Below are 23701 nucleotides of genomic sequence, written 5' to 3' on the forward strand. Positions count from 1 at the left end.
CCACCCTACAACTCTTTCACATTAGAAACGAATTAACGCGCGCTGATATCTGGCACCGGACGCAGCTCTTCACCAGTATATTCGGCACTTGGACGAATAATACGGTTATTCGCGCGCTGCTCAAAGACGTGAGCGGCCCAGCCGGTTAGACGTGAGCAGACAAAGATCGGCGTGAACAGCTTGGTTGGAATACCCATAAAGTGATAGGCTGAGGCATGGAAAAAGTCCGCGTTACAGAACAGTTTCTTCTCGCGCCACATGACTTCTTCTGCACGTACCGATACCGGGTATAGCACTGTATCACCAACATCTTCAGCTAGTTTCTCAGCCCAACCTTTGATAACTACGTTACGTGGATCAGATTCGCTATAGATGGCATGACCAAAGCCCATGATCTTATCTTTACGCTCAAGCATGGCCATCATCTCTTTTTCAGCTTCATCAGGTGAGCTAAAGTTTTCGATCATATCCATTGCTGCCTCATTAGCACCGCCGTGCAAATGGCCACGCAGTGAGCCGATAGCACCAGTAATACAAGAGTGAATATCAGATAGGGTCGAGGCACAAACGCGGGCAGTAAAGGTTGAGGCGTTAAATTCGTGCTCAGCGTACAAAATAAGCGAGACGTTCATCACTTTGGTATGTAGCTCGTTTGGCTTCTCGCCTTTGAGCAAGTGCAAGAAATGACCACCAATAGTGTCGTCATCGGTTTCGGTTTCGATGCGCTCATTATCATGGGTAAAGCGGTACCAATAGTTGATGATCGAGGGGAATACTGCCAGCATGCGATCGGTTTTGTCGTTTTGTTGATCGAAGTCAGTTTCCATCTCAAGGTTGCCGAGCATTGAGCAGCCCGTACGCAAAACATCCATAGGATGCGCGTCGCTTGGAATGCGCTCGAGTACATCTTTAAGCGCTTGCGGCAGACCGCGCAGTTTTTTGAGTTTGGCTTGATAGTCATCAAGCTCGCTTTGCGTTGGCAAATTGCCATAAAGCAGCAGATAGGCCACTTCTTCAAATATGCATTTGTCTGCAAGCTCTGATACATCGTAACCGCGGTAAGTCAAGCCTGAGCCTGATTTTCCGACCGTAGACAATGCTGTTTTACCAGCGACTTGACCGCGAAGACCTGCGCCTGATAACTCTTTTTTTGCTGCCATGATTAAATTCCTTTTGTTGGTAGCTTTGTTGTTTACAAATTGCTTGGGTTGAACGGGGTTAACTGTTAAAAGTTCTTAATAAGAAAACAAGCTTATACCTTACTTGTTATCTGCAAATAGCTTGTCCAGCGTCTGCTCAAACTCATGATAGTTTAAAAAATCATAGAGCTCCATACGAGTTTGCATAGTATCAACGACATTTTCTTGGGTGCCATCATCTAAAAGATGTTGATAAACATTGAGGGCCGCTTTATTCATCGCTCGAAACGCAGATAGCGGATACAGCACCATATCGACGCCAACACCATATAATTGCTCGGTGGTATAAAGATCCGTCTGGCCAAATTCAGTCATATTGGCGAGCACAGGAATATCAAGTACGTCAGTAAATTTACGGTACATCTCAATATCGGTCAAGGCTTCAGCGAAAATCATATCTGCGCCCGCCTCTTGAAACGCTACCGCGCGCTCAACTGCCGCATCAAGTCCTTCAACAGATAACGCATCGGTGCGCGCCATAATGACAAAGTCGTCGTCAGTTTTGGCATCAAGCGCCGCTTTCAGACGATCCACCATCTCTGAGATACTAACGATTTCTTTATTAGGCCGATGACCACAGCGCTTTTGCGCAATTTGATCTTCGATATGCACCGCAGCCACGCCCGCTTTTTCCATCTTTTTGATGGTTTGGGCGATATTAAATGCGCCGCCAAAGCCTGTATCAATGTCGACAAGTAAAGGCGTATCAACAGCGTCGGTAATACGCCGTGCATCTTCTAATACATTATCAAGGCTGGTCATACCTAAATCTGGTAGACCAAATGAAGCATTAGCCACGCCGCCACCAGAGAGGTATAGCGCTTGGTGGCCGACTTGGGTGGCCATCATCGCGGTATAGGCATTGATAGTGCCGACGATTTGTAGCGGTTGGTTGTTATCGTTTTTTTGTTTGAGTGCACTGCGAAAGCGCGCGCTAGCTGAGCTCATACGAGTATCCTTGCGTGGAGGGTAAATAAAGCTATTAGATAGTGCTAAAAACTGTATCGCTTTAGAGTATACGCAATTACCTTAATTTGGAAGGGGTTATTATTTTTGGTTATTAAAAATTACGATATAAACTTTTTAATTTTTCTAACTATATTTAAATTATGAATACTATTATCCATAATACAGTTCTTTGCTATCTATATTATTTGCAACCTTAAAAATATCCTTAACTACAACACAGACAGCATTAATATATTGTTACATTTATATTCATTTTTATAGTTATATTTTTTATCAAGGTATAAAAGCAAAAACCCTTTTGACTAGGTCAAAAGGGTTTTGGAGCTATATAAATTAGCTAAACTGGCTACTAAAACCTAACCAAACAAACCAGCGAGATTGGCTAGAAATAGCAGCGTAAAACCGCCTAAGAACACTAAACCGGCAATTGAATAAGCATTCATGCCAGCCGACATCTTTTTATGACTTTTGACCAATGAATAATTGAGCCAGCCAAAGATAGGAGCAGAGATAAAGGCCGATATCATAGCGAACTTGAGCATCGCGCCGAGCTGACCGGTAAAGAAGGCGATAATCGCTAAACCACCACCGATAGCATAGGTGGTCCAAAAGGCAACCTGCTTGTTATTAATCTCGTCCTCACCTTTGATTAAACGCCAGCACTCAGCATTGGCACGGCCATAACCATCCGCGCAAGTGATGGTAGTGCCAAACATACACATAAAAGCGACGAAAGCAACAAGCAGGCGCGACCACTCACCAATCGTGGCAGTATACATATTAATTAACTGATCGACGTAAGCGGCACCTGCAATCTGAATCTCTTGACCCGTACCATACTGCACAAAAACGCCTAATGCTAAAAAAAACAGCGCCAAGATAGCTGATACCAAAAAACCCACATTAAAATCAATCATCCCTTGACGGTAGTTGGTGCGATCCGCTTTTCTTTTGGCTGAGGTCCACATTGAGGTAATCGCAGCGAACTCAAGCGGCGCTGGCATCCAGCCCATAAGTGCGACGATGAAGCCTAAAGTAGCTAGGTTCCAAGGAGAGGTGGCGACAAAATCAGCAGTTATCGCCGATGGCTTGCCCGCTGCGATCATCACGGCCAAAACAGTGGTAGCGACCAAAGCGATCATAATCCACTTCGTCACCCCATCAAGCAGCTTATAGTGACCAGCAATCAGAAAAAACCAACAAACCGCAACGATGATAATCGCTAAGGTAATACTCGATAACCCTAGGGAGGCTGGCAGCATAAAGCCTAAAATAACTGCTGCAAGTAAGGTGACCGCCCCCGTACTAATAACCGCTGATAAGATGGACAAGATAAAATAAATCCATAGATAAGCTTTTGAGCGTTTAGCATAGCCGGCAATCAAACTCTCACCAGTGTCATAGACGTAGTCGGTACCAAAGCGAAAAAATGGATATTTGAAGACGTTGGCAAGAATAATCATAATCGCCAGTTGCCAGCCGTAGATAGCGCCTGCTTGGGTAGAGGATACCAAATGCGAGCCGCCAATAGCTGCAGTCGCCATCAAGATGCCTGGTCCGAAAATACGCCAGCTAAAGCCTTCGTCCTGAGCCGCTATAGTGGTATCGGGGTTATTTATTTGTTGTGTGGTCATAAGCACCTCAAAATATATTTAAAAAGCTCTCACTACCTTGTGATGAGCTACCTGCAAGCATAGACAAATCACTATGTGAAACGATAATGCTGACTTTAGCATACCTAATATAGAGTGTGATAATAATTATTCTTGCTATTTAAGTTAATAAGTAATCAAAGCTAGATAAACTGCTGACGGCGATAAGTGATACCGCGCTGCTCATATACTCGATAAACAGCGTCCAGTAGATTTGGAATTTTAGGATGCACAAAGTCTTTTAGAGTATGCAAATAAATAGGGGAGGTGACATTTTCATGGATGAGCCGCTGATAGCTGATCTGCTCGGTGCGTACTGTACGTAGGCTGGCAGGTACTAAGGTTATGCCTTCTCCTGCGGCAACTAAACTAAGCGCTACTTGTAGATCACTGACTTTAGTGGTCATAAGCGGCGTGACACCGTACTGCGCAAACAAATAAAGTAAAGGTTCGGTAACAGGTTTAGTAGTAGAGGTAGTAGCTGATACAGACAGATGAGTTTGATGATATAAAATCAGACGATTGCTGGCCAGGTCAATCAGGCGTTGCTCTTTTATCTGCGCTAGAGGATGCGCTTTGGGAAGAGCGACTACGTAACGCTCATGACGCAACAAAATCTGCTGTATCCAAGGGTCTTGATGGGCAAATCGACCAAAGCCTACATCGATTTCGCCGTTTTTGAGGGCCTCAACTTGCTGGTAGGAGCTGATGTCTTTGAGGTTCACTTCAATATCAGTGTTGCCATTCGTATCAGGGTTGACATTGTTATGTTTGAAATCTGCAATGATCTCAGGCAATAGTCCGTACAACACTGAGGGCACAAAACCAATATTCAAAGCCTGACTTGGCGCAGATAAGCGCTTGGTCATATTGGTGATCGTATCAAGCTCTGTTAGTACAGCACGCACCTTATCATAAAAAAACAATCCGGCATCAGTTAACTGCAAGGGACGATGATAACGATCGATCAGCTCAACTCCCATGTCTATCTCTAGCTGTTTGAGTAGACGACTTAGACTAGGCTGTGATAAGCCGGTCGTTTTTGCAGCAGCGCTAAAGCTTTGCAGATCAGCGACAGCAACGAAAGCATTGAGTTGTTTTAGATCCATACTGTTAAACCTGTATTATTAAACCAACAGTCTAAAGTCCTTTTTAAATGCCCAATAATAACTTTAAAACGTCTATTTTATCTGTGTTCAAAGCAAAAAAGACGCTTGATTGACTGGCATGTTTCTTGCTTTTTTATTGGTGTTGTATAAGCAATCTATAGCAAAACTTATAAAAACAAGTATCTTAGCAAATTTAACCATTGCTTGATATTAACAGTGAGAACTGGCTTGGTATTCTATGAACGATTTGGATAATAACGACGCTGGTAATATTATTGATCAGGTATATTCTACGCCGACACCAGCCAAAAAAGCTGCGCGTAACAACGATATTTATGAACGTTTTATCAATCGTGTTCAGAATATAGACAGTCAGGCCAATAAAAAAAATAAGCACATAAAACATTCACCAAAGAGTGAAGAGACCCTCTCTTATGAGTCTTTGAGTTTAGAGACATCATCCCTTTCTGATAATCTTGAGTCGACTGCTTATATTGATAGCAATGTTGATAAAGTCGCTGCCCAAACCAGGTTACTTAATATAGAAGATAACTCGAAGCAAATAACCGCCGAAGTGGTTAGTAGGGATGCTGAGATATCTATACCAAATACGATAAACCCCGAGTTAAGCCTAGAAAAAGAAACTATAAGTGAAGAGCAAATCAAGAAAAATAAAGGTATCAAGCTACTAATTATCAGTCTGATTTGTGTGTCACTAATACTCATCAGCGCCCTTGTATTCATGGCAATGTATGTTAGCAATAAGGTAACGACATCGAGCAATACCACTGAAGATTCAGCTGTTGTTCTTAATCAACCATTAGCAACTACTAACTTGCCAGCCCCTGCCAATATAAGCAATAGTCAGTCAGAGACTCAAACCGCAGCAGTACCCGTAGTAGAATCAGAGCCAATAACAAGCTTAGAGGCAACCAAAACTCCTACAATTGTAAGCTTAGAGAAGAAACCAAAAAAGGCAGCCAGTACCCACAAGCTTACCCCTAAGACTGAGCCGCTCAACGCAAAAAGGGAGTCAGATAGTAGTGATTATTCTGATGACAAGACAAGTGTAAATCCTGCTATTAGTCTTGAAGATTTTAAAGAGGAGGCGCAAAGTACCTTGTATCGCGAAATTAACAACTGATTTTCATAAGTTACAAATAAATTGTAAATTTTGCAATTAATTTTGTTAAACAATTATTTGTTTACATTAAGAAAAATGGTTTAAAAAAAATAATACTACCTTTATAAATAGTAGGATTACCGATAAAAATTGGTAAAATATAAATATTATAATTTAATATTTTTAGTATTGGAGAATAATAATTTTTTATATATCTAACAATTAGATAACTATTTAAATAAACAAGCTTTTTATTTATATTAAAATTCCCTAATAATCATCAACTAAAAATTGTTAATAAGATAAATCAATTATTCTACTATAAAAAACTTTTGTCGGAAAAATAATACAATACAGAAAAGTAACAGGTGTTACTGTGGTTTTGCAGGCTTGTAAATACATTCGCTTTAATGAATAATTATCTAAGATTATTTCTCAAAGCGAAGGAGCAAGCTATGAACAAAATATTTAAAAAAGTTTGGAATCAATCACTAGGATGTATTGTCGTTGTCTCTGAGAAGGCGAAAAGTGCGGGTAAAACCAGTAGTGTTACTGGCAGTATCGGTCAAACGACTAGTCCATCTATTAATTCATTTAAACATTCTTCTAATTATCAAACACTTACCCTAAAAGCTCTGGTGCTCAGTATGGCAGCTATCAGTAGCGTTACTGCTTGGGCAGATACTGGATTCGATAATACGGATCCTAGTTACATTAATTTGAATAAAAACAGTAGTGATGTGGACCTAGATGAAAATCCATTTCCCTCATTCAGTACTGAAGTCGGTTTTGATAATAGGGCAGAGGGTAGATTTAGTAGTGCGGTCGGTAGTAAAAATCAAGCATTGCACGATGGTAGCAGTGCTCTAGGTCATAATAATAAGGCATCCGGTCATGAAAGTAGTGCTGTAGGTAGTAACAATAATGCGCAAACTTGGGGGACCGTTGCAATAGGTAATGGCAATGCGGCAGTAGAAGAATACAGTGTTGCGATGGGTGCTGGTAATAGAGCGTCGGGTTTTTTTAGCAATGCCGTAGGTCGTGGCAATGAAGCATCAGGTATGTACAGCAGTGCATCAGGTAACGAGAGTACGGCATCGGGCGAAAACAGCAGTTCGGTAGGTTATAGCAATGAAGCCTCAGGTGAGAATAGTAGTGCGATGGGTACTAATAATCAGTCCACAGGTATTGGAAGTAGTGCGTTAGGTCGTCTTAATACAGCATTGGGAGATTATAGCAACGCCGTAGGGTATAAAAATGAGGCGTCAGGTAAATTTAGTAGTGCGCTAGGTACCTCTAATGAAGCATCAGGTGATGTTAGCACTGCGGTAGGTGTTAGCAATAAGGCACTAGGCGTTGATAGCAGTGCTTTAGGTCGTAGTAATACAGCATCAGGTGATGTTAGCACTGCGGTAGGTGTTAGTAATACTGCACAGGGCGGTTGGAGTAGTGCCCTAGGCCGTGGTAATGCTACATCAGGTTATCATAGTAGTGCAATGGGTAACGAAAATACCGCATCAGGGGGAAACAGTAGTGCCGTAGGCTACATCAATGAAGCAAGAGGTGAGAGTAGTAATGCGGTAGGTAATGAAAATAATGCTTCAGGTAACGATAGTAGTGCAATAGGTACTTATAATAAAGCTTTGGGTCATGTTAGTAGTGCGGTGGGCGCTTACAATGCAGCAGAAGGTAATTATAGTAATGCCTTAGGGTTTAGTAATGAAGCGTTGGGTGAATACAATAGTGCAGTGGGAGCAAGTAATACCACATCAGGTGAGAACAGTACTGCCGTTGGGTATAACAATACAGCAAGTGGCTATTATAATAGCAGTGCGCTGGGTGCTCACAATCAGGCTTTAGAGAAAAACAGTAGCGCGCTTGGAGTCGAAAACAAGGCTGAGAGCGCCAATAGTAGCGCGGTAGGTTATGGCAATACGGCATCAGGTGAAAACAGTAGTGTATTGGGTAATGGTAATAGCGCAAGGGGCCTTTTTAGCAGTGCTGTCGGTGGTGACAATCATGCAGAGGGTGCTGAGAGTAGTGCGGTAGGTTATGGCAATACGGCATCGAGCAATAGTAGTGCAGTAGGTAGTTATAATTATGCAGAAGGTAATTATACGACTACGGTAGGTTATAGCAATAATGCAGCAGCTGATAATAGTAGTGCAGTGGGTGCTGGAAATGCAGCAAGAGGTACTGATAGTACTGCGATTGGTAATCATAACTTTATAGAGGGTAATAACAGCAGTGCAATAGGTGTGAGCAATGTAGCACGAGGTAGGAACAGCAGTGCCATAGGTATTAGTAATGAAGCATCAGGAATAAATAGCAGCGCGCTAGGTCGTAGCAATACTGCCTCAGGTAATGTTAGTAGTGCCGTAGGCTATAATAATGAAGCATCCGGTCATTTTAGTAGTGCAATGGGTCGTGGTAATGTTGCATCAAGCGGCTATAGCAGTGCGCTAGGATTCAATAACATTGCATCAGGTGGCGGTAGTAGTGCAGTGGGTTATAACAATAAGGCCTCAGGTAGTTTTAGTAACGTATTTGGCAGCAGTAGCCGAGCGACAGCCGCCCGCGCGACAGCCATCGGTCACGATTCTCTTGCTGATGAGGTCAACACTGTTTCAGTTGGCCGCAGAGGTCGCGAGAAACGTATCACTAACGTTGCTGATCCGCAAAACGCTTATGATGCCGCCAATAAACGTTACGTCGATGATCAAATACTAGTGATACAAAGAAACTTTTTAGTTACCCCACAGTCAGCTATGATTCAGCCTGCATCTATTGAACCTGCACCTATTGATAATGAAATCAGTAGGTTTACGTTTGCAGAGTTTGCAACTGCCGACAATGCAAGTATAAGGTCGGTAGAGGCAAATGCTATAGATAATAATGCAGATCTACAAGGTGAAGGTGAGCAATCCATTGTCATCGGTGAGGGTGCAGAGGCAAGCGGTGTACAAGCTATCAGTATCGGTACGGGCAATAAAGTCACGGGGAATAATTCTGGTGCGATTGGTGATCCCAGTATCGTAAGCGGCGATAACAGCTACAGCATTGGTAATGACAATACGGTGTCTGGCGACAACACTTTTGTGCTAGGTAACAACGTCAATACCTCAGCCGACAATGCCGTGGTATTGGGTAATAATTCTAGCTCATCGGATCGCGATAATACGGTATCAGTAGGTTCTGCTGACAGCCAGCGCCAAATTATCAACGTGGCTGAGGGCACAGCTGATCATGATGCGGTAAACGTCCGTCAATTACAAACGGCAGAATCGCGCGTTGTCGAAGCTGCTAATGCCTATACCGATACGGGTATAGCAACTTTGACTAATACCTTCCGTGATTATGAATATGAGACTGACAGACGTTTTCATGATGTCGATGAGCGTTTTGATCGTCAAGGGGCGATGAGTGCCGCTATGCTAAACATGGCGACTAGTACCTCAGGGTTACAAGGTGAAAATCGTGTTGGCGTCGGCGCAGGGTTCCAAGGTTCTGAGCAAGCCGTTTCGGTAGGCTATCAGCGCGTAATAAACCCCAATACTAGCGTTAGTATAGGTGGCGCTTTTACCAAAGATGAAACCTCTGGTGGCGTAGGCTTTGGCTATAGCTGGTAGGTACTAATTAGATAAGAGATAAAAAGGGATATTGATTTATCCCTTTTTTTATACCTGTATAAAATATCTTATTTAACTTATGGCTACCTAAAGTTGGGTTCGCGAGTTAAAATAGATAATTATCTAGTAAAAACAATGACCTATAGTCAATATAAAAATAAATGGTTCATGAACCTTAATATTCAACTTAGACTGAGTACGATAATCCTCATTTATTAATGTATGCGATTACTGTAAAGCTGACAATGCAGCAATGGCTAGAAAAGGCGGAGATGGTATCTGGTATCAGTAACTATTTCTGGATATTCAGGTAAAGAAGGCAAGGGAAATAAACCAGTTACGTATGATTGATAAGCCAAGTCAAACGCTTATTGTAGAGGGAAGATAACAATAGAAAATGAGCTCGCAGAAAAAGAGGTTGAACTGTTGAATCTAACTATCTATCTAGCAAATGGGAGATGTCTTTTAATACTGTTAGACTATGATAATTAAGGGAATTTAGATGTTAGAACAGCGTATAATCCAGACGCCTCCAAAGAGGATTGGGAGTATGTTAATGGAGAACTTCATAATTCCACAACGGTTATTAGCTATTTATAAGTAGTGACCCCTGCCGTCAATCCCGTAGACCCAAACTTGGGAGATTTTGATTACGCAGCCTGACGATAATAATCAAACCACACCTGTCTTGGCGACTTATAGCCCAAGCCCTTTTGAATTCTAGTCTGATTGTAGTACAGCTCGATGTATCTAATAATATCGTTGATCGCTGCAAATCTAGTCTTATAATCCTGATGATATACCAGCTCGTTCTTTAAAGTGCCCCAGAAGCTTTCTATCGGTGCATTGTCGAAACAATTACCTTTAGCACTCATTGAGCCTGTAAATTGATGCTGCTTGATGATTTTGTGGTAGGCATGGCTGCAATACTGGCTGCCTCTGTCTGAGTGCACAATTAATCCTTTATTAGGTCGTTTGTTTTTGATTGCCATATTAAGTGCACGGCAAACCAAGTCAGCAGTCATGCGTTTGTTGATAGCATAGCCGACCAACTCTTTGGTATATAAATCTTTAACGCCTGCCAAGTACAGCCAGCCTTCATTTGTCCAGATATAGGTGATGTCACTGACCCACGCCTGATTAGGACACTTGGCATCAAACTGCTGATCGAGCACGTTTGGATAGACCAGTTTGTTATGATTAGAGTCAGTGGTGACCTTAAAGCGCTTGTGACGACGGCATTTAATGCCGTGTTGCTCTTTGATGCTTCTTACCATATACAGGCTAATGTTGTGGCCTTGCTCGCTTAGATGAGCATGCAGTCGATCTACGCCATAACATTCTTTCGTTTCACTGTGAGCCGCTTTAACCAGTAATTCAGACTGGTTGCGGTGTATCTGTTGGTCACTGATGTCACGACTAATCCAGTCGTAATAGCTTGAGGGCTTAACCCTTAACACACGGCACATAGTGGTGATGCTAAATATCTTCTGGTTGTCTTTGATAAAGGCGTACTTCACTAACTGTCACTGCGGGCATAGCCCTACGTCTTGCGTCACTAAAACAGTCTACTAGACTGTTTCTTAACGTTCCTCATTGGCAAAGTACGCCGTCGCCTTTTTTAAAATCTCGCGCTCCTCTTCAGCCACTTTGAGCTGACGCTTAAGCTGCTTTATTTCTTGAAGAGCACTCATAAGGTCAGGATCATATTGCTTTGTGCCGACAAGCTTGCCTTGATTGGCTTTGTTCTGCCAGTTGGATAGCGTTTGCATGGCGATGCCAAGTTGCTTTGCGGTCGCTGAAATATTGCCGTTGTTATCCGCTATCTTCTTGACGGCTTCGGCTTTAAATTCGTCACTGTAAGTTCTTAATTTCTTGGTCATGGTAAACTCCTGTTATTGTGCTTAGTTTACCAAGTTTAGTTGTACGGTTTCTTCAGCATAGCTCAGTATCGCTATCTGGAATGTCACAGAAAAATATTAAATCAGCCACCCAAACAGGTGGCTTTTTTATATCTGATAAAACAGTTGGGTGTGAGGCCGCTTATAAAACTAGTGCTTTAGCAGTAGTAGGCTTCTTTGTCTTTTAGCGCGTCTTGCAAATAAGCAACCAATAATTTGAGCTTTTGATCAGGCTGTTTTGATTTGGGATACACCGCGTACATGCCCATGCGCTTACGGGTAAAGGGCTGCAAAATCTGCGTGAGGCGCTGCTCTTGTAACGCGTTATAGACCAAGGCTTGCGGCAAAAAGGCAATGCCCAAATCACTAAGCGCGGCGTGCTTGATGGCGCTTAAATGATTGCTATAAAAGCGCCCATATACAGGCAACAGCAGCTCCGCGCCGTCTTCAAATAATGGCCACAAGTCGCTGCTGGTATTGTCAAATTTATAAATCAGGCAATCATGATTTTGCAGTTGGGCGGGGGTTTGCGGCGTACCATATTTGTTGAGGTAATTTTGGGAGGCGCAAATCACCCATTGACTGTCTATCAGGCGTTTGACAATCAAGGAGGAGTCTTCAAGCTCCGCCGTTCGGATGGCCAAATCAAAGCCATCTTCGACCAAATCAATCAAACGGTTGGTGATGTATAGCTCTACGGTTATCTCAGGATATTTTTTACAAAATTCAGCGATAGCCGTGCTGAGTAGTAAGTCAGAAGAGACCACAGGGGCGGTGACGCGGATATAGCCTTTCATGTTTTCGCCATAGCCGATGACAGCATTTTCCGCTTCTTGAAAGGCAAGCTGAGCCAATTTGGCTTTTTGATACAGCGTTCGGCCGGCATCGGTCAAGCTGAGTTTTCGGGTGGTTCGGTAGAGCAATTGTGCATTTAAGTTGGCTTCTAGGCGCGCGATACGTTTGCTCACTACAGAATTGGTCAGCGCCAGTTTGTCAGCAACTTTGGAAAAAGAGCCTTCATCGACCACCAAAACAAACAAAACCATGTCGTCAGCTTTGATCATACCGATTCTCTAATTAGGGTAATATATTTCGTATTATAGCAAAAAAGGAAAATAACCTTGTCTGATCATGCTGTTTATCTTTGCACTTGTAAAGCGTAAAGTTAGAGTGTGTGAATTCTACCCTAAGCACAATGAGGCTGTTAATCTGAGCGATTGAGTGGCTGTATGTAAGGACTGTGTTTAAGGGCGGCGTTTAAGAGTGGTGTTCAAGGATGCACAGACGATAACAGGGAGAGGGAATTTTGAATCAGACTGTCTATGGGCTACTTGCCCTATTGCCAATCATACTCAGTGGCGTATTTCTTATTGGTCTACAATGGTCGGCCAAAAAAACCATGCCGATCATTTTGGCGGTGACTGCCGCGCTCGCACTTTTTATTTGGGACATGACGTTTAACCGCGTGTCGTCCTCTATTCTTCAAGGGACCGTGATTACGATATCGGTATTGTGGATCGTATTTGGTGCCCTGTTCTTATTAAATACTCTAAAACACACGGGCGCTATTGCAGTGATTCGCGCAGGTTTTATCAACGTATCGCCTGACCGCCGAGTGCAAGCCATCATCATTGCATGGTGTTTTGGTACGTTTTTGGAAGGTGCATCGGGCTTTGGCACACCAGCTGCAATTGCGGCACCGCTGCTGGTCGCGATAGGGTTTCCTGCATTGGGTGCGGTGCTTATGGGGATGATGATCCAAAGCACGCCCGTATCGTTCGGGGCGGTCGGTACGCCGATTGTTATTGGGGTGAATAAGGGTCTAGATACCGTGGCCATCAGTGCGCTGCTGGCGCAAGAAGGCATGCAATGGGAAGAATTTCTACAACTGATTACCACCCAAGTGGCGATCATTCACGGTGTGATTGGGACGTTTATGCCGCTGCTGATGGTGATGATGCTCACCCGCTTTTTTGGTAAAAATAAAAGCTGGAAAGAAGGCTTAGCCATTTGGCCCTTTGCCATCTTTGCAGGGTTGGCCTTCACTGTACCTTACACTTTAACGGGTATTTTCTTGGGTCCTGAATTTCCATCGTTGATTGGTGGACTGGTCAGTGTGGCGATTGTCATTCAGGCGGCTAAAAAAGGATTTTTGGTACCAAAGACCACGTGGGACTTTGAAGCCAAAAGCAGCTGGCCAAGCGATTGGATGGGTAAACTGGTGGTCAGCAAAGAAGATGTGGCCACCCCAGCAGGCAAGACTATGTCTACGCTGATGGCATGGTTTCCTTACTTACTAGTGGCGCTGCTACTGGTGTGTTCGAGAATGTTTGCTGGCTTTAAGGACTTGCTCAGCAGCGCCACGCTAGATTTTAATACGATTTTGGGCGAGGCCGATATCAGTGCAGGTTTTAGCCCTTTATACTTGCCCGGCGGCCTGTTGTTAATCAGCGCCTTAATCGCGGCTTTTGTACAAACTAAAAATCCAACGCGTGCGCTGGGTGATGCTTTGAGCGAATCAAGCAAAACCGTCTTAAGCGCTGGGTTTGTGCTTATTTTTACCATCCCTATGGTTCGGATTTTTATCAACTCTGGGGTCAATCTATCCGATGTCGCAAGTATGCCAGTTGCCAGTGCTGAGTTGTTTGCAGGCACGTTTGGCAGCGCCTTTCCGCTGATCAGCTCAACCATCGGTGCCCTAGGTGCGTTTATCGCAGGCTCGAATACCGTGTCAAACATGATGTTCAGTCAGTTCCAGTATGAAGCGGCCATGAGCTTGCACATCTCGCCCTCACTCATCATCGCAGCACAAGCGGTTGGCGCCGCGGCGGGTAACATGATTGCCATTCACAATGTGGTGGCCGCATCAGCAACCGTTGGGCTGCTTGGGATGGAGGGCGCGACGCTGAGACGCACCATCTTACCAACCATCTATTATGTGTTGTTCAGTGGCATCATCGTTATGGCCGCCATTTATATTTTTAGTTACCAAGGTCCTCTAATATCATGAATGACACACCGTCACGAGATAAGGAGGATCGTATCTCTTCAGCAAACATTCCTTCTCAGGGGATATTCAGTCCTGATCAAGTCCTGGATAAGCTCACAGACGTACTGGGCACTCGCAATGTCCAGGCTGATCCAGAGAAAAACGAATACTATAGAATGGGATGGCGCTCTGGTGGCGGTAACGCTTTAGCGGTTTTGTTTCCGCAAACCTTGCTGGAAATTTGGCGTTGCCTAGAAGTGTGCGTTGAGGGTAACTGCATTATTATCATGCAAGCGGCAAAAACAGGCCTAACCGAGGGCTCAACGCCAAGCGGTAATGACTACGATAGACCTGTGGTGGTTATTAATACGCTGGCAATAGACCAATTGTATTTGATAAATGATAATGAGCAAGTAATCAGTTTGGCTGGGGCGACTCTACACCAACTACAAAGTCAGCTGAAAGCGGTGAATAGAGCGCCGCATTCGGTGATTGGTTCCTCGACTTTAGGGGCGTCTATTATTGGTGGGATTTCGAATAACTCGGGAGGGTCCTTGGTAAAAAGAGGCCCTGCTTACACTGAGTTGGCTTTGTTTGCGCAGATTAACACACAAGGTCAGTTGGTGTTGGTCAATCACTTAGATATAGGGCTAGGGGATACCCCGGAAGAAATACTGACGAGATTGCAAAATGGTGATTTTGATAAGAGGAAGCTACCTGACAGTGGCAAGATGGCATCAGACAAAGAATATATCGCCAGAGTAAAAGATATTGATGCAAGTACGCCAAGCCGCTTTAATGCTGATAAGCGCCGACTGTATGAAGCCAGTGGCTGTGCAGGCAAGTTGGCGGTATTTGCAGTACGCCTAGATACTTATCCAACCGCTACAAAAGAGAAAGCTTTCTATATAGGCAGTAATAGTGTCAGTGAGCTTGCCCAGTTAAGAAGGCAGATATTATCAACTTTCAAAAATACCCCCGAAGTTGGCGAATATATGCATCGCGATATATTTGATGTATCCGCTAAATACGGTAAAGACACTTTTTTAAGTATCAAGCATCTCGGCACAGATGCCTTACCAAGGTTATTCTCTATCAAAGGCGCTATTGACGCTAAATTTCATAAGTGGTCGTGGATGCCAAAGCATTTCACCGATAAAGTCATGCAGTTTATAGCTAACTTATTTCCAAAACATTTACCTGAGCGCATGCTAGCGTACCGTGATAAGTACGAGCATCATCTCATAATAAAAATGAGTGATGACGGGATAGTGGAAGCTCAAGAATTTTTGCAGTCGTTTTTTGCGGCATCAAAAACCGGTAGCTATTTTGAATGTAGTAAAGAAGAGTCAGAAAGTGCTTTTTTGAACCGTTTCGCAGCCGCCGGTGCAGCATTAAGATATGAGGTCATCCATGAAAAAGAAGTAGGCGAGATATTAGCGCTCGATATTGCTATACCACGTAATGAATTAGAGTGGCTTGAAACCCTACCTGAAGCAATTACACAGCATTTAGAAATGAAGTTATATTACGGACACTTCTTTTGTTATGTGTTTCATCAAGACTATATTTTGAAAAAGGGTAGTGATGCTCAATATGTGAAAACGATGATGCTAGAGCTGTTGAATCAACGCGGCGCAAAATATCCTGCTGAACATAATGTCGGACACTTATATGAAGCAGAACCTGATTTGCAGAACTTCTATAAAAGTTTAGACCCAACCAATACCTTTAATCCTGGCATTGGTAAAACATCAAAAAATAAACGTCACTGCTCATGCTGTTTGTGATAGCTAGATCACGAAGTAGATCGTTTAGCACTAAGCTATACACAATAATGCATTCAAAAATATTATATAGATATCTAACAGCATAAAAAGGGTAAGCATATGATTATTTCATCTCCAAACGATTACAGGGCTGCTGCCAAGCGCAGACTGCCACCATTTCTATTTCATTATATAGATGGCGGTGCTTATGAGGAATATACCTTAAAGCGTAATGTTGAAGATTTATCAAAAATTGCTCTTAGGCAACGTGTACTAAGTGATATGTCACAGCTCAGTCTCGAGACGCAATTATTTAACGAAACCCTATCCATGCCTGTCGCATTGTCACCAGTCGGTCTCACAGGTATGTATGCACGTCGCGGCGAGGTACAAGCCGCTATGGCAGCCGATCAAAAAGGCATTCCGTTTACCATGTCGACGGTTTCGGTTTGTCCGATTGAAGAAGTGGCGCCTAAAATCATCCGTCCAATGTGGTTTCAGCTTTATGTATTAAAAGACCGAGGCTTTATGAAAAACGCCTTAGAGCGTGCGAAAGCGGCGGGGTGCTCGACCTTGGTTTTTACGGTGGATATGCCGGTACCAGGCGCACGCTACCGAGATATGCACTCTGGCATGAGCGGTAAAAATGCCGCTATGCGCCGTTACTTCCAGTCTGTGACGCATCCGCAATGGGCATGGGATGTAGGACTAAATGGCCGTCCGCACGATCTGGGCAATATCTCTACTTATTTAGGTAAGTCAACAGGGCTAGAGGATTATATAGGCTGGCTAGGTGATAACTTTGATCCCTCTATTTCTTGGAAAGATTTAGATTGGATTCGTGAGTACTGGGATGGACCTATGGTCATCAAAGGTATTTTGGACCCAGAAGATGCCAAAGATGCGGTGCGTTTTGGGGCAGACGGTATAGTCGTATCCAATCATGGTGGGCGACAGCTGGACGGTGTTTTATCCAGTGCACGTGCTCTGCCTCCTATTGCCGATGCAGTTAAAGGAGAGATTAAAATTTTAGCCGACTCTGGTATACGTAATGGCTTAGATATTGTGCGTATGTTGGCTTTGGGCGCTGATATTTGCATGCTAGGGCGCGCCTTTATCTATGCTTTAGCAGCGAATGGCGGTGCAGGGGTAAGCAATTTGCTAGAACTGCTAGATAAAGAAATGCGCGTCGCGATGACCTTGACTGGCGCCAAAACGATTGCTGATATTAATTCTGACTGTTTAGTAAAACTGGATAATTAAACTTGAAGCCGTTAGTTTAGTCATCAATCGTAATAATGAAACTCATAATATTGTTGGCTGACTAGGGATAGACAGATATACCATTACAGGAATGGCTGACCCAGTATCACCAAAAAATAAATGATTAATACATAAAGCTGACAACGTCTTGGCTGATGAGAAGCGAGAGCTTCGAGATCCACATAAACAGGTTAAATGGCTTACACCATAGAAAACCTACATTTAAGACCGCACGACTATATTTGAATGAATTTGATCAGGAGATCAAGGATGACTATTGATAACGACGTACTACGTGAACGCATCAGCTTATTAGGCTCATTTCTAGGAGAGGCGATTTCTCGGCAAACGGGCGAACAAACACTCAACACGATTGAAACCCTACGCCAAGGTTTTATCCAGCAACGCCGGGCGCCTAACGCAGCGAACCAGCAACAACTCATCGACTTTATTGCCTCGTTAGACAACCAAACCTTAAAAAATGTCATCCGCAGTTTTTCTATCTATTTCTTCTTAGCCAATCTCAGTGAAGAAAATTACTTACGAGAACAACGTCAAGCCTTGCGTATGCAATCGGAACATAGCTGGGAAGGCTCGTTTCGGCGTACGCTGCTTGAATGTCGTGAGCGCAATATTGAACCCGCCCAAATGCAAGAGCTGATTGAGCAACTAAAATTTATCCCAGTATTCACCGCCCATCCGACTGAAGCGCGTCGCCGTACGACGATGAATCTATTGCAGAGTTTATTCAAGCATAGCGATGCTTTGAATAATCTTCCTGAAAACAGTTTCGCCTATGAGCAAGCGAAAGAACAAACGGCGCAAACCATTGATTTATTATGGTCATCTGATGAAGTACGGACGCGTAAACCTTTAGTCTATGACGAGATCAATAATGGCCTGCATTATTTCAATGCCAGTTTATTCAGCGCCATTCCCAAAGTTTACCGTAATATTAAAGACGCCATTGTTGATATCTATCCTGAGCTAACAGACTATCCCTTACCGGCGTTCATGAGCTTTGGTTCTTGGATCGGTGGTGACAGAGATGGCAATCCCTTTGTCACTCATGACACCACAGAAATGGCCGTATTGATGCATGCCAATACCGTCTTGCGTCACTATCAAGTGTTGATCAAAAAATTGCGTCGTGAACTGATTCACAGCGATACAATTGTCGCTATCGAACCTGACGTGTATACAAAAATTGAAAGTTATCGTGAGCTCGACAGACGAGTCTTTGATTACAATACTGACGATTACAACAATGAGCCGTACCGAAGACTGTTATCGATTATTCTTGCCAAAATAAAATCGACTAATAGCCATATTCAAAGCAAAGGTAGTGATAGCGAGGCTGAAAAAGATGCTTACACCAATCCGCAAGAATTGTTAGAAGATTTACGCATCATTCGGAAAAGTGTCAATACTCACGATACGGCACATGGCGAAGGCTTATTACTTGATATGATTCGTTTGGTCAAAACCTGTGGTTTTCATTTGGCAGCGCTCGATATTCGTCAAGAGTCCTCTTATCATAGCGAGGTGATAGCCGATATTTTTGCCAATGCCTCTAATCTGCCAGATTATCAAATGCTCACTGAAACTGAGCGCCAAGAATGGCTAACGCGCTTACTTGAAAAGCCCGGTACACCGCTCATTTATACCGATAACTTGAGTGATAAAACACGCGAACAATTGGCTTTGATGAACTCTGTGGCAACCTTACGTAAACTGGTCGGGCAAGATACTTTCGGCAGTTACGTCATATCAATGACCAATAACGCCAGTCAATTATTAGAAGTGTTACTACTCATGCGCTTTGCAGGCTTATGTACAGTGAATGACGAAGGGCAACTGTCCGCTGACTTACCCGTCGCACCCTTGTTTGAAACCATCGAAGACCTTAAAAATATCGATAAGATTTTACCTGCCGTCTTGGATAATCCGCTTTATCGAGGGTTGCTGCAACACTTAGATAACACGCAAGAAATCATGCTGGGTTATTCAGATTCATCAAAAGATGGCGGTATTATCACCTCTGCATGGCAGCTGTATAGCGCGCAGCAAACCATTAACCGTATCGCTGAGGAATATGGTATCAAAACCCGCTTGTTTCATGGCCGTGGTGGCTCAGTCAGTCGTGGTGGAGGCTCAACCCATAAAGCAATTGCGGCGCAACCTGCCGGTACACTGCATGGGCAAATCAAAGTGACCGAACAAGGCGAAGTTCTTTATGCCAAATATGCCAACACTGATACTGCGGTATTTGAGCTGACCATGGGTATCACTGGCACGCTCAAAGCTTGCTCCTCAAAATTTGTAATACAACCGCCTGAGTTGCCACATTACGAAGCACTCTTTGCGCGTTTAGCAGACGCGGGTGAACAGCATTATCGTCAGCTGACTGACCATACCGAAGGCTTTTATCAATTCTACTCACAAGCGACGCCAGTGGCAGAAATATCTTTATTAAATATTGGTTCACGTCCGTCGCACCGTAATAAAGGCCTACCAAGTAAAACCACTTTGCGTGCCATTCCTTGGGTATTTGGTTGGTCATTAGCGCGCTTTACACTGCCAGCTTGGTATGGCGTTGGCAGTGCACTGCATAGCGTCATCGATGATGAAGCATTAATGAAGGAAATGATTGACTACTGGCCATTTTTTAACGTGTTTATTAGCAATATTGAAATGGCGTTTACTAAGTCTGATATGAGTATTGCTCATGCCTATAGCCAATTATGTGACGATGAGACTTTACGTGAACAGATTATGAAAGCGGTGACTGACGAGCATGAGCTGACTTATTCAGGTTTAAACTCCCTGCTTAATCAGACCTCATTATTGGCGCATCAGCAGAATCTTGCCGCTTCCCTTGAATGGCGAGATGCTTATTTAGATCCAATTAACTATATACAAATCGAGCTGTTAAAACGTGCCAGACAAAAAGATGCTACTGGTAATGACGGTGATCTTGCTGTTGAAGATACTTTAGTACGCAGTATCAATGCTTTAGCAGCAGGTTTGCGAAATACGGGATGATTGCTAGAGAAGTACATTCAGATACCTAAATACATTACTTTACTCTAATCAACTTAGGAAGGTTGAAGAAGTGTAGGGTTAACTAATTTAGACATTCAGCTATACTAGTAGCTGAATGTCTGTATGAGGAACTAATCTTTATCTTTATAAGAAACGTTATGACAAATGATAATAGATGGAATAAGTCAGTTTTTAGTAGTTCCTTTGAGCTCTAGATTACGGATGCAGATGTGGGTGAGTTTCTATCGTCAGGCTGCCTAACTAAAATATATCAAGTTTGTTTATATAGATTTGACTATAGGGGTCAATAATTTTAGAGGCTAAAGATAAAGATCAGAACATGACAATTGCTTTGATAATACTTCAATACAAAGCATGTGGGAATCACCGAATAGCAAGTTGGTGTACTGGCAAGATTTGAACGCATTATTGGTATTAATAAGTACATTGAGCTAAATCAAAAATACACTATAGTCCAAAAATATTTAGGCGTACAAAAACCCCAGGCAGATCGTAAGAACTGTTTAACTATAATAGATAGTGAAGTAGGTCAAAGTAAGAACCGAATAATAAGTTGTAGACTATGTGTTGCTATTGAGCTAGAAGGCATTAAACAGATATCATGAACTCAACACCACACAGCCATCATTTAACATAATATACATTATGCGAAAACAAACCAACGGTCTTAAGAGTCTAGCGTGTGATATTTATCTAGTATGGTTTGCAAATTTTCTCATTCATCTTTACAAGTATTTGTTCAATACTTAGATATCCTCAATATCAATAACGGTGTCGATATTTCAGATTGCAGCTAACGACAATTCTTGAGTAAATGCTCTTGCAAAGATGTGCCATCTTCGTCCAATATCACATCTGTCACTTGGCAAACTGCTTTATCGTCAGTCCTATCACACGACAACTCATAATAAACATCATTGCCTTGCGCTAAGCTGACTTGAACCAATCCTTTTGAGGTCACCGAAAACTGCTTGTCTTGTTCATAGTCAGGATCTTGCGAGCTCCACAACACATCATAACCAATATGACACGACATTTGCTCTTTATCAAAGTAATCTTGCTCAAGCTGCATGGCCGCTTGTAGCTCTGGACTACCATATTGTTGCAGCACAACCGGATAATCTTGACCTTGATTATTCACATCTTGCTGGTACATCTTGGCAATAGTATCAACTTTTATAGCTGAAACCTTCGTTAATGGCTCTGTTAACTCAGCACTAGCGGTCACAGCGAAAAAACCTACTATTGGCACTATCATAGAAAATATCGTTTTTTGCATGGTGTCCTCCATGAACTAGACAGTCCTAGTATTAAATTCATTAAAACAAATATAAACTATCATTTTACTGCATAATTGTTTAGTATTTATATGGGTCTAACTCTACTTTTATTCAAGCAGTAAGCTACGATGAGGATATTTTATGGTGCTGTCATCTTGTTTTAATATTTCTAAGTCTTATCTTTGTAAACTATTGGCCCCTGTGTGCCTTGTTTCAATGTTAGTTACCACCGGTTGCCAATCTTCTGCTGAATCGAATGCAACTGTTTCTAATCAATCCAATAGCAACTCATCGACATCATTTGTCGCAGATATTAGTCAACAAACTCTCAGACAACAAGCGTTACGTATCCAGCGTGCACTCGCAAACAACGACTACGCTCGCATCACTAATGACATCCATCCGACACGCGGTGTAAGCTTCTCAATGTATACCTATGTGCGCCCTGAGACTGATAAAGTGTTTAGCCGTGAGCAATACACACAATATCTGAATGACTCCAAAATACGCTTCACTTGGGGTGCTTTGGATGGTACTGGTGAGCCTTTAATTATATCGCTGCCACAATATCTCGACACTTGGGTGGATGCTAGTAAATTTAATGAATCTACGCCTAGCGTTAATGAATTTAAACACAGCGGCAACATGATCAATAATATAGATAAAATCTATCAAGATTCTGATTTTGTTGAGTTTTATTATAAAGGCACAGAGGAGTATTCTGGAATGGATTGGCGCATCATGCGCTTGGTGTTTGATGAATATCAAGGCCAGCGTTATTTGGTGGCTATTGTGAATGAGCAATGGACGACGTAAAGTGTTGATTTATATATTAAAATATTAGCACACTACTCTTTTCTTTTACTGCCTTTAGATATATTCATTATTATAAACATTTGGTATAGGCTATGGTTTTAGCTAACCTGTCCTACAAAAACCTTCTAAACCTCAAGTAAGCTATTGGTTATAAAGGTTTTTTAATAAAAAATCATTATAATGGATCTTGCCGAAAGAACTTCACCATAATCTCGTAAATGTCAGGATAAGCATCAATCAGCTTTTGCGGGGTTTCAAAAAACACCTCGCTCAATACCGCAAAAAATTCCGCTGGATTGGTCGCGCCATAACGATCAAGGCCTGATTTGCGGTGCTTTTGAAAATCTTCAAAGTCGCGGCTCATAATTTCAGTCCAGCGCGTCGGGTCCATATCTGGCTGCAGGGGCGGAAAGCCATTAGCGCGGCCGTTTAACATATCCAGCTTGTGCACAAACTCGTGAATGACCACGTTATGACCGTCGCGCTCACCTGAGTGCTTGGCATCCTTCCATGACAGTACTACAGGCCCGCGCTGCCATGCCTCCCCGCTACGGTGCTGCTGACCTTCATGGACAATGCCAAACTCATCCATTGTCTTGGTGTCGCTTTTGTAAGACCCCGGATAAATAATGATTGATGACCAGCCTTTGTACCACTCCAGTCCTAGATTTAGGATCGGCAAGCAGGCCTGCAAAGCAATAGATAGCCTTACCTTATCGGTAATCTCAAAGCCTTGCGCGCCGGTGATTGATTTATCATCCAAAAACAAAGTTGCCAGCTCAAACAGACGATTTAGCTCATCCTCACCAAGCCTATCTAGTATCACAATGCGCCCTGCCGCTTGCTGCCAGTCGGCTTGCGTGAATTCGCTATTATCAAGTATGCGCTGGTTGCGCCAGTCTTTTATTATCTCAAACATGGTTTTGTCCCATAAAA

Annotated in this window: 14 protein-coding genes and 1 pseudogene; 7 read left to right on the forward strand and 8 right to left on the reverse strand. The window is 42.9% G+C overall.

Features of this window, described 5'->3' with window-relative positions:
* Nucleotides 1-32: 32 nt before the first annotated feature.
* The 4 genes from prpC to ACR63N_RS07230 form a co-directional block, all read right to left on the reverse strand.
* Entirely contained in the window at nt 33-1160 is a 1128-nt protein-coding gene (gene prpC, locus ACR63N_RS07215; protein ID WP_367103179.1) for a bifunctional 2-methylcitrate synthase/citrate synthase, read from the reverse strand.
* Between the two features lie 99 nt (nt 1161-1259).
* Nucleotides 1260-2147: a methylisocitrate lyase gene (gene prpB, locus ACR63N_RS07220; RefSeq protein WP_367107422.1), complete on the reverse strand. Its 888-nt coding sequence runs from the start codon at nt 2145-2147 to the stop codon at nt 1260-1262.
* A 377-nt stretch (nt 2148-2524) separates the two neighbouring features.
* On the reverse strand, nt 2525-3802 hold the full coding sequence (locus ACR63N_RS07225; protein ID WP_367107416.1) for an NRAMP family divalent metal transporter: 1278 nt from the start codon (nt 3800-3802) through the stop codon (nt 2525-2527).
* 161 nt (nt 3803-3963) lie between these two features.
* Nucleotides 3964-4929, reverse strand: coding sequence for a LysR family transcriptional regulator (locus ACR63N_RS07230; protein WP_367108726.1), 966 nt, complete (start codon nt 4927-4929; stop codon nt 3964-3966).
* Nucleotides 4930-5167: 238 nt separating this feature from the next.
* Here ACR63N_RS07230 and ACR63N_RS07235 point away from each other — a divergent pair, with 238 nt between their 5' ends.
* Together ACR63N_RS07235 and ACR63N_RS07240 are read left to right on the forward strand one after the other, a co-directional pair.
* Entirely contained in the window at nt 5168-6073 is a 906-nt protein-coding gene (locus tag ACR63N_RS07235; RefSeq protein ID WP_472782689.1) for a hypothetical protein, read from the forward strand.
* Between the two features lie 434 nt (nt 6074-6507).
* A complete protein-coding gene (locus ACR63N_RS07240; RefSeq protein WP_472782690.1) occupies nt 6508-9681 on the forward strand; it encodes an ESPR-type extended signal peptide-containing protein in 3174 nt (1057 codons plus the stop codon).
* Between the two features lie 650 nt (nt 9682-10331).
* Here the strand turns inward: ACR63N_RS07240 and ACR63N_RS07245 are convergent.
* Both ACR63N_RS07245 and ACR63N_RS07250 read right to left on the reverse strand, forming a co-directional pair.
* Nucleotides 10332-11564, reverse strand: a pseudogene (locus ACR63N_RS07245) (IS3 family transposase).
* 176 nt (nt 11565-11740) lie between these two features.
* Nucleotides 11741-12646, reverse strand: coding sequence for a LysR family transcriptional regulator (locus ACR63N_RS07250; RefSeq protein ID WP_472782691.1), 906 nt, complete (start codon nt 12644-12646; stop codon nt 11741-11743).
* Nucleotides 12647-12888: 242 nt separating this feature from the next.
* Here ACR63N_RS07250 and ACR63N_RS07255 point away from each other — a divergent pair, with 242 nt between their 5' ends.
* From ACR63N_RS07255 to ppc, 4 genes are all read left to right on the forward strand, one after another.
* Nucleotides 12889-14592, forward strand: a complete 1704-nt coding sequence (locus tag ACR63N_RS07255) for an L-lactate permease (protein ID WP_472782692.1) — start codon at nt 12889-12891, stop codon at nt 14590-14592.
* A complete protein-coding gene (gene dld / locus ACR63N_RS07260; RefSeq protein ID WP_472782693.1) occupies nt 14589-16361 on the forward strand; it encodes a D-lactate dehydrogenase in 1773 nt (590 codons plus the stop codon). The genes ACR63N_RS07255 and dld overlap by 4 nt, the downstream gene beginning before the upstream one ends.
* A gap of 99 nt (nt 16362-16460) precedes the next feature.
* Nucleotides 16461-17603 (forward strand): FMN-dependent L-lactate dehydrogenase LldD, encoded by a 1143-nt coding sequence (gene lldD / locus ACR63N_RS07265; protein WP_472782694.1) that lies wholly within the window; start codon nt 16461-16463, stop codon nt 17601-17603.
* Nucleotides 17604-17873: 270 nt separating this feature from the next.
* The gene (ppc, locus tag ACR63N_RS07270) at nt 17874-20648 is read left to right on the forward strand and encodes a phosphoenolpyruvate carboxylase (protein ID WP_201574755.1); all 2775 of its coding nucleotides are present in this window, start codon (nt 17874-17876) and stop codon (nt 20646-20648) included.
* Nucleotides 20649-21462: 814 nt separating this feature from the next.
* Here ppc and ACR63N_RS07275 read toward each other — a convergent pair.
* Nucleotides 21463-21948, reverse strand: coding sequence for a hypothetical protein (locus ACR63N_RS07275; protein WP_367107414.1), 486 nt, complete (start codon nt 21946-21948; stop codon nt 21463-21465).
* A gap of 217 nt (nt 21949-22165) precedes the next feature.
* On the opposite strand from ACR63N_RS07275, the gene ACR63N_RS07280 reads away from it, so the two are divergent.
* On the forward strand, nt 22166-22765 hold the full coding sequence (locus tag ACR63N_RS07280) for a hypothetical protein (protein WP_367107413.1): 600 nt from the start codon (nt 22166-22168) through the stop codon (nt 22763-22765).
* A 175-nt stretch (nt 22766-22940) separates the two neighbouring features.
* On the opposite strand, the gene ACR63N_RS07285 is transcribed toward ACR63N_RS07280, so the two are convergent.
* Nucleotides 22941-23684 carry a M90 family metallopeptidase gene (locus ACR63N_RS07285; RefSeq protein WP_472781767.1) on the reverse strand — a complete coding sequence of 248 codons (744 nt, stop codon included), beginning with the start codon at nt 23682-23684 and terminating at the stop codon, nt 22941-22943.
* Between the last annotated feature and the right edge of the window lie 17 nt (nt 23685-23701).

This window comes from Psychrobacter sp. M4, from assembly GCF_055699795.1.

Excerpts from the sequence above, each read along its gene's own strand:
- prpC (WP_367103179.1), bottom strand. The coding sequence starts at position 1,160 with ATGGCAGCAAAAAAAGAGTTATCAGGCGCAGGTCTTCGCGGTCAAGTC.
- prpB (WP_367107422.1), bottom strand. The coding sequence starts at position 2,147 with ATGAGCTCAGCTAGCGCGCGCTTTCGCAGTGCACTCAAACAAAAAAAC.
- ACR63N_RS07225 (WP_367107416.1), bottom strand. The coding sequence starts at position 3,802 with ATGACCACACAACAAATAAATAACCCCGATACCACTATAGCGGCTCAG.
- ACR63N_RS07230 (WP_367108726.1), bottom strand. The coding sequence starts at position 4,929 with ATGGATCTAAAACAACTCAATGCTTTCGTTGCTGTCGCTGATCTGCAA.
- ACR63N_RS07235 (WP_472782689.1), top strand. The coding sequence starts at position 5,168 with ATGAACGATTTGGATAATAACGACGCTGGTAATATTATTGATCAGGTA.
- ACR63N_RS07240 (WP_472782690.1), top strand. The coding sequence starts at position 6,508 with ATGAACAAAATATTTAAAAAAGTTTGGAATCAATCACTAGGATGTATT.
- ACR63N_RS07250 (WP_472782691.1), bottom strand. The coding sequence starts at position 12,646 with ATGATCAAAGCTGACGACATGGTTTTGTTTGTTTTGGTGGTCGATGAA.
- dld (WP_472782693.1), top strand. The coding sequence starts at position 14,589 with ATGAATGACACACCGTCACGAGATAAGGAGGATCGTATCTCTTCAGCA.
- lldD (WP_472782694.1), top strand. The coding sequence starts at position 16,461 with ATGATTATTTCATCTCCAAACGATTACAGGGCTGCTGCCAAGCGCAGA.
- ppc (WP_201574755.1), top strand. The coding sequence starts at position 17,874 with ATGACTATTGATAACGACGTACTACGTGAACGCATCAGCTTATTAGGC.
- ACR63N_RS07275 (WP_367107414.1), bottom strand. The coding sequence starts at position 21,948 with ATGCAAAAAACGATATTTTCTATGATAGTGCCAATAGTAGGTTTTTTC.
- ACR63N_RS07280 (WP_367107413.1), top strand. The coding sequence starts at position 22,166 with ATGTTAGTTACCACCGGTTGCCAATCTTCTGCTGAATCGAATGCAACT.
- ACR63N_RS07285 (WP_472781767.1), bottom strand. The coding sequence starts at position 23,684 with ATGTTTGAGATAATAAAAGACTGGCGCAACCAGCGCATACTTGATAAT.